This is a genomic window from Pseudophaeobacter sp. TrK17 (assembly GCF_042192375.1).
GTDB lineage: Bacteria > Pseudomonadota > Alphaproteobacteria > Rhodobacterales > Rhodobacteraceae > Pseudophaeobacter.
In genome coordinates, this window is the sequence record NZ_CP071700.1 from 206,171 (window position 1) to 220,015 (window position 13,845).

At 59.2% G+C, this 13,845-nt stretch carries 13 protein-coding genes and 1 tRNA gene; 4 read left to right on the top strand and 10 right to left on the bottom strand.

Annotated elements, in window-relative coordinates:
* Positions 1–63: 63 nt before the first annotated feature.
* Positions 64–1,368, top strand: a complete 1,305-nt coding sequence (gene hisD, locus JZI28_RS00965) for a histidinol dehydrogenase (RefSeq protein ID WP_375698938.1) — start codon at positions 64–66, stop codon at positions 1,366–1,368.
* A 73-nt stretch (positions 1,369–1,441) separates the two neighbouring features.
* Here the strand turns inward: hisD and JZI28_RS00970 are convergent, their stop codons facing one another.
* Together JZI28_RS00970 and JZI28_RS00975 are read right to left on the bottom strand one after the other, a co-directional pair.
* On the bottom strand, positions 1,442–1,717 hold the full coding sequence (locus tag JZI28_RS00970) for a hypothetical protein (protein ID WP_375698939.1): 276 nt from the start codon (positions 1,715–1,717) through the stop codon (positions 1,442–1,444).
* A 182-nt stretch (positions 1,718–1,899) separates the two neighbouring features.
* Positions 1,900–1,974: transfer RNA gene (locus JZI28_RS00975), tRNA-Thr, on the bottom strand.
* Positions 1,975–2,219: 245 nt separating this feature from the next.
* Between JZI28_RS00975 and murA the strand changes: the two genes are divergently transcribed.
* Positions 2,220–3,488, top strand: a complete 1,269-nt coding sequence (murA, locus tag JZI28_RS00980) for a UDP-N-acetylglucosamine 1-carboxyvinyltransferase (protein WP_375698940.1) — start codon at positions 2,220–2,222, stop codon at positions 3,486–3,488.
* A 3-nt stretch (positions 3,489–3,491) separates the two neighbouring features.
* A complete protein-coding gene (locus JZI28_RS00985; protein ID WP_295455400.1) occupies positions 3,492–3,968 on the top strand; it encodes a DUF2948 family protein in 477 nt (158 codons plus the stop codon).
* Positions 3,969–4,047: 79 nt separating this feature from the next.
* On the opposite strand, the gene eda is transcribed toward JZI28_RS00985, so the two are convergent.
* The 7 genes from eda to JZI28_RS01020 form a co-directional block, all read right to left on the bottom strand.
* Positions 4,048–4,698 carry a bifunctional 4-hydroxy-2-oxoglutarate aldolase/2-dehydro-3-deoxy-phosphogluconate aldolase gene (eda, locus tag JZI28_RS00990; RefSeq protein ID WP_295455401.1) on the bottom strand — a complete coding sequence of 217 codons (651 nt, stop codon included), beginning with the start codon at positions 4,696–4,698 and terminating at the stop codon, positions 4,048–4,050.
* A gap of 108 nt (positions 4,699–4,806) precedes the next feature.
* Positions 4,807–5,640 carry an NAD-dependent epimerase/dehydratase family protein gene (locus tag JZI28_RS00995; RefSeq protein WP_375698941.1) on the bottom strand — a complete coding sequence of 278 codons (834 nt, stop codon included), beginning with the start codon at positions 5,638–5,640 and terminating at the stop codon, positions 4,807–4,809.
* Positions 5,637–5,804 carry a hypothetical protein gene (locus tag JZI28_RS01000; RefSeq protein WP_375698942.1) on the bottom strand — a complete coding sequence of 56 codons (168 nt, stop codon included), beginning with the start codon at positions 5,802–5,804 and terminating at the stop codon, positions 5,637–5,639. Before JZI28_RS01000 ends, JZI28_RS00995 begins: the two co-directional genes overlap by 4 nt.
* Positions 5,758–6,515 (bottom strand): IS5 family transposase gene (locus JZI28_RS01005; protein WP_375698075.1). Its coding sequence is split into 2 segments (ribosomal slippage): positions 5,758–6,188 and positions 6,188–6,515, totalling 759 coding nucleotides; the frame shifts between segments, so codons are not numbered across the junction. Before JZI28_RS01005 ends, JZI28_RS01000 begins: the two co-directional genes overlap by 47 nt.
* A gap of 33 nt (positions 6,516–6,548) precedes the next feature.
* Entirely contained in the window at positions 6,549–6,818 is a 270-nt protein-coding gene (locus tag JZI28_RS01010) for a hypothetical protein (RefSeq protein ID WP_375698943.1), read from the bottom strand.
* A complete protein-coding gene (locus tag JZI28_RS01015; RefSeq protein WP_375698944.1) occupies positions 6,736–8,778 on the bottom strand; it encodes a hypothetical protein in 2,043 nt (680 codons plus the stop codon). The genes JZI28_RS01010 and JZI28_RS01015 overlap by 83 nt, the downstream gene beginning before the upstream one ends.
* 60 nt (positions 8,779–8,838) lie before the next feature.
* Complete coding sequence (locus tag JZI28_RS01020) at positions 8,839–10,761, bottom strand: glycosyltransferase family 2 protein (RefSeq protein WP_375698945.1); 1,923 nt, start codon at positions 10,759–10,761, stop codon at positions 8,839–8,841.
* A gap of 261 nt (positions 10,762–11,022) precedes the next feature.
* Between JZI28_RS01020 and JZI28_RS01025 the strand changes: the two genes are divergently transcribed.
* Entirely contained in the window at positions 11,023–12,609 is a 1,587-nt protein-coding gene (locus JZI28_RS01025; RefSeq protein ID WP_375698946.1) for a Na/Pi cotransporter family protein, read from the top strand.
* Positions 12,610–12,718: 109 nt separating this feature from the next.
* Here JZI28_RS01025 and leuB read toward each other — a convergent pair whose 3' ends face one another.
* Positions 12,719–13,822: a 3-isopropylmalate dehydrogenase gene (leuB, locus tag JZI28_RS01030; protein WP_375698947.1), complete on the bottom strand. Its 1,104-nt coding sequence runs from the start codon at positions 13,820–13,822 to the stop codon at positions 12,719–12,721.
* Positions 13,823–13,845 lie beyond the last annotated feature (23 nt).

Below are 13,845 nucleotides of genomic sequence, written 5' to 3' on the forward strand. Positions count from 1 at the left end.
CCTAGCGCTTGTCGCAGCGCCCATGGGACGTTATGTCGGCCATAACAGCCAGAGAGAACCGATATGCCCGTTTTTCTAGACACTTCTGACGCAGATTTTGAAACTGCCTTTGTTAGGTTGCTGAATGCCAAGCGCGAAGACAGCCCGGATGTAGACGCCGCTGTGGCTGAAATCATTGCTGATGTACGCGCCCGCGGCGATGTTGCAGTGCTTGAGCTCACGGCGAAATTTGATCGCTTGGATCTTACAGCAGACAAGCTGGCCATCTCGGAAGCGGAAGTGGATGCCGCCATCGCCAGCGTGTCGCCGCAAGAACGTGCCGCGCTTGAACTGGCAGCGGATCGCATTCGCGCCTATCACGCCCAGCAAATGCCGGCAGACGCTCAGTGGGAAGATGCTTCAGGCGCTACATTGGGCTGGCGCTGGTCACCAGTTTCGGCGGCAGGGCTTTATGTTCCCGGCGGGCTTGCGTCCTATCCGTCATCGGTGTTGATGAATGCAATTCCAGCGCAGGTGGCCGGGGTTGCGCGCTTGGCGATCACTGTGCCAGCACCAGATGGAGTGCTGAACCCACTGGTCCTGCTGGCCGCGCGACTGTCCGGCGTCACCGAGATTTACCGAATTGGCGGCGCTCAGGCGATTGCGGCTCTGGCCTATGGCACCCAAACCATCGCGCCTGTGGACAAAATCACCGGCCCGGGCAATGCCTTTGTTGCCGCCGCCAAGAGACGTGTGTTTGGCAAGGTTGGCATCGACATGATCGCCGGCCCCTCCGAGATTCTGGTCATCGCCGACAAAAACAATACCCCCGATTGGATCGCACTGGATTTGTTGAGCCAGGCAGAACACGATGAAAGCGCGCAATCGCTGTTGATCACCGATGACGCTGACTTTGGTCGCGCCGTCGCCATGGCAGTTGAGCATCGCCTAAAAACCCTGGACCGCCGCAAGATCGCGGGCGCTAGCTGGCAGGATTTTGGCGCCGTGATCACTGTCCGTGATCTGGATGAAGCAGCCGAACTTTCCAACCGGATTGCGCCTGAGCACCTGGAGCTTTGTGTTGCCGACCCGCAAGCGCTGAGCCTCAAAACCATCCACGCCGGGGCGATTTTCTTAGGCCAGTACACCCCCGAAGCCATTGGTGACTATGTTGGTGGCCCCAACCACGTCTTGCCAACAGCGCGCTCAGCACGGTTTTCTTCTGGGCTTTCGGTGATGGATTTTGTCAAACGCACGACACTTAGCCAGATGACACCGGCTGCTTTGCGCGCCATTGGTCCTGCGGCAGAAGTCTTGGCAAAGAGTGAAAGCTTGGAGGCTCATGGCCTTTCAGTAACCGCCCGGCTAGACGCCTTGAACACAAAATAAGAGAAACAAAAGCAGGGGGCGCCGCCCCCTCTGGGCCCAAGGGTAACTTCATTGTGGGATATTCTGGGCCAAATTAAGCTTCAGCAGATCTCGGTTGCCAGCTTTCCAATCGACTTTCATTGCCCGCCTCCCTTTTGTTCAGGCGGCCTAAATTTTCCCAGATGGGCGATTCGCCAGGTTCGTCTTCCAAGGTTGCCGTCAGGCGCTGATAAACACGCCCTGCCAAGCTGACGATCTGTTTGAGGGGAAGCGGCTCAGGTTTGGCCCGAAGGGCAGCCCAGCGGCGTTGGATGGCCGCATACTCAGTCGCAAAGCGTTCCTTTGCTTCCGCAGTTTCACGTGTTCGCAAGGACTTCGGCACCTCAGCACGTCCGAAAGACGCCGTCAGGTCAGCGGGACGCGCACGCGGATGTAGTAGATTCCACTCTTTGGCTCTTTGGCAGGACGGGGCATAGGCAGGGACACTGTGTCGGAGTCTGCAAGTGTAAGGCGCTGTTTTGGCGCAACTATCTGCATCTATTGAGATTTTCATGGTGCTGCTGGAGAGAATCGAACTCTCGACCTCTCCCTTACCAAGGGAGTGCTCTACCTCTGAGCTACAGCAGCGCCGTGAGGGGGCTTTTAGGGATAAACGCAGGAGGGCGCAAGAGCTTCTGGACGGTTTTTTCCCACTAAGTTACAGAAGGTTCATGGTAGAGAAAAAACCGCAGAAATCGAGTCAAGCGACCTCCCAGCGTGAGGACCGGCTCAAAGCCTCGTTAAAGGCCAATATGGCGCGTCGTAAGGCGCAGGCCAAGGCGCGTGCAGTGAAACAGAACACAACGACCGAAGAGTCGGAAAGGTAGAGGCAGATGGATTCGATTTTGGTAAAAGGTAACGGCCCCCTGAGCGGCCAGATTCCAATCGCCGGGGCAAAAAATGCCTGCCTTGCGCTGATGCCCGCGACCTTGCTCAGCGAGGAGCCGCTGACCCTGACCAATGCGCCACGGCTCAGCGATATCGCAACAATGACCGAGTTGTTGCAATCCCTGGGGGCCGAAGTCTCCAGCCTGCAGGAGGGCCAGGTACAGGCGCTGTCGAGCCACACAATCGGCAACCATGTCGCTGACTATGAGATCGTGCGCAAGATGCGAGCCTCTAACCTGGTGTTGGGGCCGATGTTGGCGCGTCTTGGGGAGGCGGTGGTGTCCTTGCCGGGGGGCTGCGCGATTGGCGCGCGTCCGATGGATTTGCATATTCATGGGCTTGAAGCGCTGGGTGCCGAAATTGAGCTGAAAGACGGCTATCTGCATGCCAAGGCGCCACGTGGCCTAAAAGGCGCGGTGATACAGCTTAGCTTTGCCTCTGTGGGGGCAACGGAAAACATTATGATGGCGGCCACCCTGGCCAAGGGAACCACGGTGATCAAAAACGCCGCGCGCGAACCTGAAATCGTTGACCTGGCTGACTGCCTGAACAAGATGGGCGCCCAGGTGGAAGGCGCCGGTAGCCCGGACATCACCATCCAGGGCGTGGACCGCCTGCATGGGGCGACGCATCCGGTGGTCACTGACCGGATTGAGCTGGGCACCTATATGCTGGCGCCCGCGATTTGTGGCGGCGAGGTCGAGCTGCTGGGCGGGCGTCTTGATCTGGTTGGTGCCTTTGTTGAGAAACTGAACGAAGCCGGTGTTGATGTCACCGAGACCAAGGCGGGCCTGAAGGTCAAGCGCCGCGGTGACCGTGTCAAAGCGGTGAGCGTCACCACTGAACCCTTTCCCGGTTTCCCCACCGACTTGCAGGCGCAGATGATGGCCCTGATGTGCACCGCAGAGGGGACCAGCGTGCTGGAAGAGAAAATCTTTGAGAATCGCTTTATGCATGCGCCCGAGCTGATCCGCATGGGGGCCAAGATCGATGTACAGGGCGGCCTCGCCACGGTGACGGGAGTTGACCACCTGAAGGGGGCGCCAGTCATGGCCACCGATCTGCGGGCCTCGGTCTCGTTGATCCTGGCCGGTCTTGCCGCCGAGGGGGAAACCATCGTTAATCGTGTCTATCACCTGGATCGCGGCTACGAGCAGGTGGTGCGTAAATTCTCAGGGGTTGGCGCTCAAATCGAACGTATCAAGGGGAGCTGACCGATGTCAGACGCGAGCTTTCACGACGGGCGCGAGGCGCCGCTGAACCTCGGGGCGCTGAGCGCCGAGGATCTGCAAGTGGTGTCGACGCTGATACAGGACGCGGTCTTCCCCATCAGCGAGATGAGCTGGCGCGCCAAGGAGCATCGTTTTGCGCTGCTGCTTAATCGGTTTCGCTGGGAGGATCTGTCCAGTGCTGAAAAACGCGGCCGCCCTTTTGAGCGGGTGCAGTCCCTGTTGGTCATCGACGGGGTTCTGGGGGTTGCCTCGCAGGGGATTGATCGCGGCGACAAAGACACCATTCTTTCGCTGCTCTCGGTGCATTTTGAGCCCGGCGAGGACGGCGCAGGCCATGTGCGGCTGACCCTGGCAGGGGATGGCAGCATCCGTTTGGCAGTAGAGACACTGGAGGTCAGCCTGCGCGATGTCACCCGCCCCTATCTGGCCCCCTCAAAACAGGCCCCGGCGCACCGGGACTAAACTATGAGGGATCAGTCGGGCCGGTGGCGCCGCTGCTCGCTGCTCCGCTTGCGAACACCGGTGCTGAACCAGCGCCTGCCTAGTCGGTCAGGCGCTGTTTTGCCTCGCGGGCCAATGCCTCAATCTCATCCCAGGCCTGGGCCGAGACCAGAGCATCCGGTGCGATCCAGCTGCCGCCTGCACAGAGCACATTGGACAGACTGAGGTAGTCAGGGGCGTTCGACAGGCTGATCCCGCCTGTTGGGCAAAAATGGATCTGCGGCAAAGGCGCGCCAATCGCCTTGAGCGCGGGAGCGCCGCCTGAGGCCTCGGCTGGGAAAAACTTCTGCGTTGTGAACCCCCGTTCAAGCAGGCGCATGGCTTCGCTTGCGGTGGCGGCGCCGGGCAACAGCGGCAGATCCTCTGCAAGGCAGGCCTCTATCAGGGCGTCGGTGGCGCCAGGGGAGACACCAAACATGGCACCGGCGGCTTTGGCCTGTCGCACATCCTGGGGGGTGACCAGTGTGCCTGCGCCGACAACACCGCCGGGGACTTTGGACATTTCTGCAATCACATCCAGCGCTGCTGGCGTGCGCAATGTGACCTCCAGCGCGGGCAGACCGCCCGTGATCAAGGCCTTGGCCAGGGCAGCGGCATTGGCGACATCCCGCACCACCAGAACAGGCATGATGGGGGCCAGTTCACAGACTTCACGGGTCTTCTTTTGCGCGGCTTCTGAATTATGTGTCATCATGTATCACCTTTTTGAATGCGGGCCGGAATAGCCACAGGTATCGGGATGGACGCGACAGCGCCGATCATATTAGCCGGCCTGGGGGGGAACCACAGCAGCGATTAATCAGGCCCATGGTTGACCGACAATAAAATCCCAGTCGCTTGCGTTGCTTTCTAGTGTTCCAAATTTTAACAGGTCAGTCCGACCATATATTTCGGCGATTTCTGTTGCAAACGCGCGGACCGATTTTGGGATGCCTGTGCAGATGTTGATTGCACCGACATCCGCCCCGAGCGCCGCAGCAGAAATGGTTTCTCCAGCGACTTTGACGTCAATAAAGTCGCGCACCTCCCGGCCCGAGCCCAGGGTTACGGGTTTACCTTCCGACAAGCGGCTGTGCAAATACGGGTGCAACCGTTGTGCATGCTCTCCTTCGCCATAGGGCTGGAACAGCCGACACCACAGGAACTCAGTCTTGGTTTCGCTAAACAACCCGCTCAGCGCATGAAATGCAGCGGCTTTGGCCTGACCATAGGGGGTGCTGGGCGCCAAGGCGGTTTCGGGTGTGAGGATTTTGGGTCCCAACTGGTATTCGATACAGGTGCCAACCCCCACAAACCGACGCAGGTCTGCCTGCAGGGCACCGCGCGCCATTTGAAGCGTACCGATGAGGCAGTCAGTGTTTTTGGGAGAGGTCAGGTACTTTCCCGGCTCGGTATACCATGCGGAATGAATGAGGGTGTCGATCCCCGTCAGGGTTTCGGCCCACCAATCGGCGCTCTGGGTAAAAAGATCCTCTACTTCTACAATTTCGCAAGTCTCTGGAAGGTCGCCCAGTTTTTCCTGCCATCCCGGTCGGACCAGCAAACGCAAGTTCACATCACGGGCAACACAAGCCGCCAGGATCTGGCGACCAACAAAGCCTGTCGCCCCGGTTATGAGAACGCGCGGTGTCACGTGAGCTTGAGCTCTGGCACCGCAATCACAAAGGTGCTGCCATTTTTTGCCAAGTCTTTGTTTTGCGACATAACCTCATCCGCAATATTCCAGGGGAGAATTAGGGCCCGTGGACATTCATCTTGAAGCGATGATGACAGCTGCGAGATGCCAGTTGGCAGCATAGCTGGACGCTGTTTTCTCGTACCGGGTCGCTATGGCTCTGAATTCCTTGATCTTTGCGAAGAAATTCTCGATCAAGTGCCGCCATTTGTAGGCGTGTTTATCGTAATCGCGCAGGAACTTGCGGTTCGCTTTCGGTGGGATGATGGCGGTGGCACCGCGCGCATCGAGTTCTGTGAGCAGCCAATCGGCATCAAATGCCTTGTCGGCCAAGAGAGCATCAAAGGCCACGCCATCGATGAGCGGTTCGACGCCCTTCATGTCGTGAGCCTGACCAGGCAGGAGTACGAAGTCAGCCAGGTTTCCTAGGGCGTCGACCAAAGCAACGATCTTGGTGGTCAATCCGCCACGCGACCGCCCGATGGCTTGATTTTGAGTCCCCCCCTTGCGCCGCTCGCCTTCTGGTGAGCCTGAACAATCGTGCCGTCGATCATTGCGTATTCGAAATCTGGATCCCCACTGATTTCCTTGAAAATTCGCTCGAATACGCCGCCCTCAGCCCATCTGCGAAACCGTCGGAACACGCTGTTCCAGTTGCCGAAATAAGCAGGCAGGTCACGCCACGGCAACCCTGTCCGCACACGCCATAGCACGGCTTCGAGAAACAGACGATTATCCTTGCCCGTCACACCCGCATCGCCCTCCTTGCCAGGCAAGTGCGGCGCGAGGCGAAGCCAGACGTCATCTGTCAACACAAACCGCTCTTCGTTCATTCAAACCTCCATTTTGGAAGCTTGAATCAGAATTCAGACCGGTTGGGAATCCTGAATGTCCACGGGCCCTAGAATATAGTCGGGCTGCGCTGCGGTCAGTGCGGCGGGAGCTTTGATCGGAATATGGCTTCCGGGCATGAATTTGCCGATCTTAGAGGGGGCAGCGTCACTGATGAACGGGATCAAATCCGGCCCCACACCACAGAAATTCAACAGCGTATTACCCTTTGCTGCGGCCCCCCCCGTAACCGACGACTGTTTTCCCTTCAGCTTTGGCGTCCAGCAAAAACCGCAACAGGCCATTCTTGACCTTCTCAGCCCGGTCTTGAAAACCGCGATAGGTGTCTTCATTCAAAAGGCCTGCGTCAACTTCTGCTGCCAAGATCTTTGTGACATTCTCTGTCGCGACATGAGACGCACTGTCCAGGCAGCCAAAGACGCGCAGACTGCCGCCAACCCCGGATGGGCCCAGCAATTCGCGGCGTAGGCGCTGCAGATCGCGACACTGATAGGGGCGGAAAAGGGCCAGGGCCTGCGCCAGTTCTGAGTGGTGGTGGCGATCTGCAGCGCTGTCTGCGGCTGATCGGCCAGGGGCGGCTTCGAGGGTTGCAAAAGCCTGCCGCAGAGCGACGAGTTCGGGGGCCGTGTCGTAGCTGAACTGGTCGTCAAGCTGATGCCAGAATTGCCGGGACAGCCCATAGGTGCGGACGACAAATTTCAGGATCACCCGCTGCGCATCATCTGCAAAGCTATCGCGCTGCTGCAGCAACAGGATGGCCACCTGCGACAGAGCCGTGCAATGGGCCCGCCCCCAGTAGTTTTTGGCCTGTTTGTCGATCAGATCCATATAGGCGTTTAGGATATTCTCGCGGGTCTTTTCGTCCAGCCCCTGCGCCGCAATGACCCGCCGCATAAGCCAGGCCAGGGCCGGGGTGACAATCCACCCGGTTGTCGGGTCAATCAAAGATCGCAAGGTCGGGCAAATCTGATCGTGCCGTCCTTCAAGAAAGAGAAAGGGCAAAAGAGCCGAGTTTTTGAAAAGGTTCCCAGCCTCAGGGGACAGGCTGCAGCCAAACCCCTGGCTGCAAAAAAGCCTGTGGAATCCGTCAAAATCTCGGGTTGGGTGGCAGAAAAACTCACTGAGAGAAAGAAAAAGATGGGGGCGCAGGGCCTTGGGAAGGTCGCTCAAAAGCGCCTCAAGGACCACCAGCGGATCGCTTTCGGGCTTGTGCCGCATTGTCTGGCCAAACGCCGCCTGGGCCTGCACGACCGGGTCCTGCGGTGCCAGCGCAGGAGCCACGACGGGATTGGTGGTTTCTTCGGTCATGGGGGTGGTGGGTTTGATATAGTCATCAAGGCCAAAAAAGCGCTGAGCGCTGGCCAGGCTCGCCCGGCTTTGGCTGGACAGCTGGTCCAAGAGACCGCCAAACTGAACATGTTCAAAGACCTGCATGGCGGCCAGAGCGTCATTGCCCAGATCGGTTTTTGCAAGGATATCTTCGATCTGTTTGACCAAATTTTCCCGTGTCAGGCGCAGGCGGGGGCAGGCTGGGCTACCGTCCGCATGCAGCAACCCCAGATCCAGGGCCTCTCCCTGCGGGCGGCCCTCCCAGACACGACCGGGCAGGAGCACAATGACATCGCAGACCTGGGACGCCCTACCTCGACTGCCCTGTTTACCGCTGTCCGGGTACAGAATGACCTTTGGTGAAGAGCTCTCCCCAGGCAGATCCAATGTCAGGGCGCCACCCTGGGCTGGGACCTTCAGTCGGGCGCGCAGCTCCAGGCGGTTGCTCAGGCACAGCTGCCCCTTATTTAACAGGGCCTGATTGGCGCGGTTCAGCGCCCCAAGGGAGAGTTTTGGACTGGTGCTATCGCCAAAATCAACCTCAGCAGCGGAGATGCCGCCCTGATAGCTGACAAAACTGATCTTATCGAGGTTTGGGTAGGTGCGGCTAAGCAGGCGGCGCCCAAAGCTGAAGACCTTCTCTCCGTCCAGCGCCACAGTCACCTGGGGAGGCGCAAAGGTAATTGTCACCTCAACCCCGGTTTTGGGCAGGCGGTGCTTTTTGGGCCTTTCTGGCGACCACTGCGTTCCGGTGCGCGAGCTGCAGACACAGAGACCGTCTTCTTGGCGCAGCGACAGATGGAACAGGATGTTTTCCTGGGCGCGATCAAAAAACGAAATATTGGCATAGGGGAACTGCGAGAACCTCGCCGTGTAGCGAAACACCGTGGTATCTTTGACGAAGAACGACTGCATGGCGATATTTTAGGCCCAAATGTTAGGTTGTCTTTTGTCTGCGGTTCAGAGCGGGGGTGTTCAGGTGTCGCGGCGAAGCCGGGCTTCAATGCTCAGCAAGGTTGCGATCCGTCGCCCCTCTCCCGGGTCTAGAGGTGTTTGCTCTCGGGTCAACCCACGACGAAAGGCGATCCAGGCGGCAGAGGCGGACAATAGCGCCAGCTTCAGCTGCCGAAGGGGAGGTTCCAGCTGTGCAATCCGCTGGCGCAGGGCGCGGGCAAACAGGCGTCTCTGCCAGCCTTTTGAAAGCCTCGCCGCCAAGTTTTGATCCAGATCCCCAGCCAATTGATCCAAAGAGCGCAGGTCCTGCCGGAACCCTGCCCCCTTGTGATGCGGGGGGTGGTATTGAGCGCGCGCTTCGCTGGATTGGTTCACATTGCAGCCAGACTGCTGAAAATAAGCTGCTCTCTCTGCCATCAGCGCCGCTTGTAAAGCCATGGTCCAGCCCGGCAAAGCTCCGGTGCCAAACTGCAGGCCTGTCTCAGTCAGAAAGGCCCGGCGATAGAGCTTTGGCGACACCTGACCATCCAGCGCGATGGCGGCTTCGGGGGAAAAGCGAAATGCGGCCGCGCACATATCGTCCAGCGAAACTGTATCGTTCTGATAAAAGGACGAATGATAATTGTCCCCCTCCTGCCTCAGGCGAAACACCGACACGGCAAAATCAGCCTGCGATGCAAGCAGCCCGTCCACCCAGTCATGGAGCGCCATTTCCGTGAGGGTATCCCCGGCAACAAGAAAATTCACATAGAGCCCCTGTGCTGCCTGTAACCCGGCATTGCAGGCGGCCCCCAGATCTTCTCCACCTGTATGGTGCAAAACCCGCGCCTCCGGGTGCTTCTCTGCGATGGTCTTGGCCTGTGCCAGGGCTTGGTCAGAGCTGCACAGGATCAGGATCTCCCGCCCCGGTGCGCCCTGCCGGGCCAGCGATTGCAGGCTTTCCTCTAGCAGGTCTATGTCCTGGCCTGCCCAGGGGATTACCACGCTCAGCGGCAGCGTGCCTGCCATTTCCAGCCCCCAGGCCCGGGAGATATGAGGATCCCAATCGGGGGCATAGGTCATTTGATGGGTTGCGAGATAGGTAGCACAGGCGCTGGCGTAACGGGCCCGGCGCTCAGGCGCGCGCAGGGCTGTGCTGCGCTCAAACAGCAGGCGGCTGGTGATCCGTTCAAAGGCCTGCTCAGCGTCCGGCCAGTCAGAGGATTCCATCAGCAGTTTGACCCGGTCCAGAACCGTGAACTGCTCAAACACCCGATCACTGTCGCGGCCGGTTATCTGCCCTTGCCGTTGGCGGGTTTGTAGATACAGCGGCGCCTCGATATGCAGCAGGTGATCGGTTCGGGCCACTGTTTGATAGTAGAACTCGTGATCTTCAAACCAGGTGCCCTCGGGAAAGCGCAGCCCGTCGATCAGGCTGCGGCGGTAGAGCTTGTTCCAGGCAGAGGGAAAGTGCGGGATTGCGTCTTTCCAGCTGTGTTGCGGGTAGCGGGTGATCTGGCCGGAGCTGTGCCGCTCTGCCCGGCCATGAATAGCTGAATGATCAATATGGCGGTCATTGGGAAAGCAAAAGCGGATGCCGCAGGAGACCCAATCTGCCCCCGTTGTGTCCAGGGCCTGCCAGAGCCGCGACAGATAGCTGGGATCAAGCCTGTCATCGCTGTCGAGAAAGGCAATAAAATCCCCTTGGGCCAGATCCAATCCGGTGTTGCGGGCACCGGAAAGCCCTTGGTTCTGTTGCTTTATCAGCTGAAACCGAGGGTCCTGTCCTATCACTTTTTCGGCAATGGCTGCGCTGTTGTCAGTTGAGCCGTCGTCGATAACCAGGGCTTCAAAATCACCTAAGGTCTGCGCCTGAAGACTGCGCAGGCAATCCGCCACATGGTCACCCACATCAAAGACTGGAATGATGACAGAGATGAGAGGCCGTGGTTTGGAGTGTTGCATTCGATGAGACAGCTTCTACAAAAATGGCCGGTTCTACAAATAGGGCCGGTGCGGGCGCACTAGTACATCACCAGGGGCTGCGCTGTCACTAACCCTAATTGCGGTGCGCTCTTCCAGGCCCTTGATGCGCTGGGCGAAAAAGACGGCTCATAGGCCTGTTTGCTGACCATCCTGTGGTCTGTTCCTGCGCTGGAACGGCTCTGGCGCTGTCTTGCGCAGGTTTGGTCTGCTGGGCATATAGAAGGGCGCAAAGGGGTAAGCATGACAGAGCAACTGTTCTATGTTCTTGGTGGAATTGGCATGTTCCTGATGGGGATGAAGGTGATGACCGAGGCCCTGCGCGAAGCAGCCGGCTCCGGGTTACAGGCCATCCTGACCAGATTTACCACCACTCCCTTTACCGGCGTCCTATCAGGCGGGCTGACCACCGCTGCGATCCAGTCTTCCAGTGCGACAACCGTGATGACGGTTGGCTTTGTCGGGGCGGGGTTATTGACCATGCCGCAGGCGCTTGGGGTGATTTACGGGGCCAATATTGGCACCACGGCGACGGGCTGGTTGGTCAGCCTGCTGGGTTTCAAGCTCAAACTGGGCACTGTGGCGATGGCGCTGCTGTTTCCGGCCAGCCTGCTGGACCTTTTGGCGCGGGGTGGTTGGGCACGATCCGGGCGCATGTTGGCAGGGCTCTGTCTTTTGCTCATAGGCCTGGATCTGATGCAGGCAGGGATGAAGGATGCTGGCACTATCCTGCGCCCCGAGATGTTGCCGTCTGGATCAGTCCTTGGCCTGCTGGCCCTTGCAGCCCTGGGCGCAGGGCTGACGGTTGTCATGCAAAGCTCTTCGGCGGCCATGGCTCTGGCCCTGGTCATGATCCAAAGTGGTGCCATCAGCCTGACGCAGGCTGTGGCGATTGTGGCGGGGATGAATATCGGCACCACCTGCACCGCCTTGCTGGCCTCGCTGGGCGGGTCGCGGCCCATGCGGCAGACAGCGGTTGCCAATCTGCTTTTCAATGTGGCGACCAGCCTGATAGCGGTGCCTGTGTTGTTGTTTGGGCTGGGGGCGCTGCAGGAGCTGGCCGTGCGGACCAATCCCATGACCGCGATTTTGGTGTTTCATACCGGGTTTAATGTGGTTGGCGCGATGCTGTTCCTGCCGGTCACGGCGCAGTTTGCGCGGTTCATCACCTGGCTGATGCCAGAGACGCCTAAGACAAAATTGGTTGATCTGGACCGGGCCTTGCTGTCGGATCCGGTCACGGCGCTCTTGGCGGTGCAGGCCGCGCTGGAGCTGCTGGAACATCGGGTCTACGGGGCTATGGCCTCTGCGCTGCAGGTGCCGGCGGACTATCGTGGGATTGCAGCGCTGTCCCCCTGTCGCGCCGCTTTGGCTGAGGTCGAGGCCTTCCTTGCGGATATTCGCCTGACGGCAGATCATGCAAGACAGGAGGTCGCGCTGTCCGCTTTGCTGCACCAGACCGACCATCTGTTGCGGCTGCTGGAACGGTTGAGCCAGACCGGGCGGATATCGGTTCTGAAGGAGGATCCGCTGTTGCGGCGGCCTGCAGTGATCACCGGGGTGGTGCTCCGTCGGCTGATCGAGGGGTGTTCCACTGACGCCGAACAAGCCCGGTTGCAGCGGCTTTCGGTTTTGGTCAATCACCGCAAGGACCGACATCGCCGTGGGTTGCTGTTGGGAGAACACGCCGGTCTATTTGACCTGAACGAGGTGTTTTCCAACACCGATGCAATGCGTTGGCTGACCCGTTGCCTGCACCATCTCGAAAGGTTGGAACACTATCGTCAGGTCACCAGAGCGGCCCTGCCTGTCGCCAGAGCGATGCCCTAGCCATATCTATCTGTTCAAAAAAGAAAAGAGGGCGTTTCCGCCCTCGTTTTTAGGTTCCCAATGGGGTCCAGCGGCAGCGCCCCTCAGAGGCCCGCCACTGGCACTAGGATTACAGGCTGGCCTGCAGGGCCGCGACCACGGCGTTGCCCATTTCGCTGGTCGAAATCGGATCAACACCGTCTTCACCCAGCAGATCTGCGGTGCGGGCACCGTCCGAGAGCACTTTTTCGATGGCTTTTTCCAGACGGTCGGCCTCGGCCCCCATGTCAAAGCTGTAGCGCAGCGCCATGGCAAAGCTGAGGATACAGGCGATCGGGTTTGCCTTGCCCTGGCCTGCGATGTCCGGGGCCGAGCCGTGTACCGGTTCGTACATCGCTTTGGGGCGGCCATTGGCCATCGGCGCGCCAAGGCTGGCCGAGGGCAACATGCCCAACGAGCCGGTCAGCATCGCGGCACAATCGGACAGGATGTCGCCAAACAGGTTGTCGGTCAGGATGACGTCGAACTGTTTTGGCGCCCGCACCAGCTGCATAGCGCCGTTATCGGCATACATGTGCGACAGCTCTACCTCGGGGTATTCCTTGCCCACACGGGTGGCCACTTCGCGCCACAGGATGCCGCTTTCCATCACATTGGCCTTCTCCATCGAGCAGACCTTTTTGTTGCGGCGCATCGCCAGTTCAAAGGCCGAGCGGGCAGCGCGTTCGATCTCAGACTCGGTGTAGCGCTGGGTGTTGATACCGACGCGCTCGTTGCCTTCTTCAAAGATGCCGCGCGGTTCGCCAAAATAGACGCCCGAGGTCAGCTCGCGCAGGATCATGATGTCCAGGCCGGCCACGATGTCGCGCTTGAGCGAGGAAAAATCGGCCAGTGCGTCAAAGCACTGTGCGGGACGCAGGTTGGCATAGAGATCCATTTCCTTGCGCAGGCGCAGCAGGCCCCGTTCGGGTTTGACCGAGAAGTCCAGATCGTCATAGGCCGGGCCGCCAACCGCGCCGAGCAGAACCGCGTCCACCTCTTGTGCGCGGGCCATGGTTTCATCCGCCAGGGGGATGCCATGTTTGTCATAGGCGGCGCCGCCGACCAGATCTTCGCTCACATCGAACTGAATGTCGCGGGCTTCACCAAACCAGGTGATGACTTTACGAACCTCGGTCATGACCTCGGGGCCGATACCGTCGCCGGGCAGAATCAGAATCGATGGATTGGACATATGTGCCTCCTAAAAACAGTTGG

Bases quoted from the DNA above. Each gene is read 5' to 3' on its own strand.
- hisD (WP_375698938.1), top strand. From the start codon at position 64: ATGCCCGTTTTTCTAGACACTTCTGACGCAGATTTTGAAACTGCCTTT.
- murA (WP_375698940.1), top strand. From the start codon at position 2,220: ATGGATTCGATTTTGGTAAAAGGTAACGGCCCCCTGAGCGGCCAGATT.
- JZI28_RS00985 (WP_295455400.1), top strand. From the start codon at position 3,492: ATGTCAGACGCGAGCTTTCACGACGGGCGCGAGGCGCCGCTGAACCTC.
- eda (WP_295455401.1), bottom strand. From the start codon at position 4,698: ATGACACATAATTCAGAAGCCGCGCAAAAGAAGACCCGTGAAGTCTGT.
- JZI28_RS01000 (WP_375698942.1), bottom strand. From the start codon at position 5,804: ATGCTGCCAACTGGCATCTCGCAGCTGTCATCATCGCTTCAAGATGAA.
- JZI28_RS01010 (WP_375698943.1), bottom strand. From the start codon at position 6,818: ATGGCCTGTTGCGGTTTTTGCTGGACGCCAAAGCTGAAGGGAAAACAG.
- JZI28_RS01015 (WP_375698944.1), bottom strand. From the start codon at position 8,778: ATGCAGTCGTTCTTCGTCAAAGATACCACGGTGTTTCGCTACACGGCG.
- JZI28_RS01020 (WP_375698945.1), bottom strand. From the start codon at position 10,761: ATGCAACACTCCAAACCACGGCCTCTCATCTCTGTCATCATTCCAGTC.
- JZI28_RS01025 (WP_375698946.1), top strand. From the start codon at position 11,023: ATGACAGAGCAACTGTTCTATGTTCTTGGTGGAATTGGCATGTTCCTG.
- leuB (WP_375698947.1), bottom strand. From the start codon at position 13,822: ATGTCCAATCCATCGATTCTGATTCTGCCCGGCGACGGTATCGGCCCC.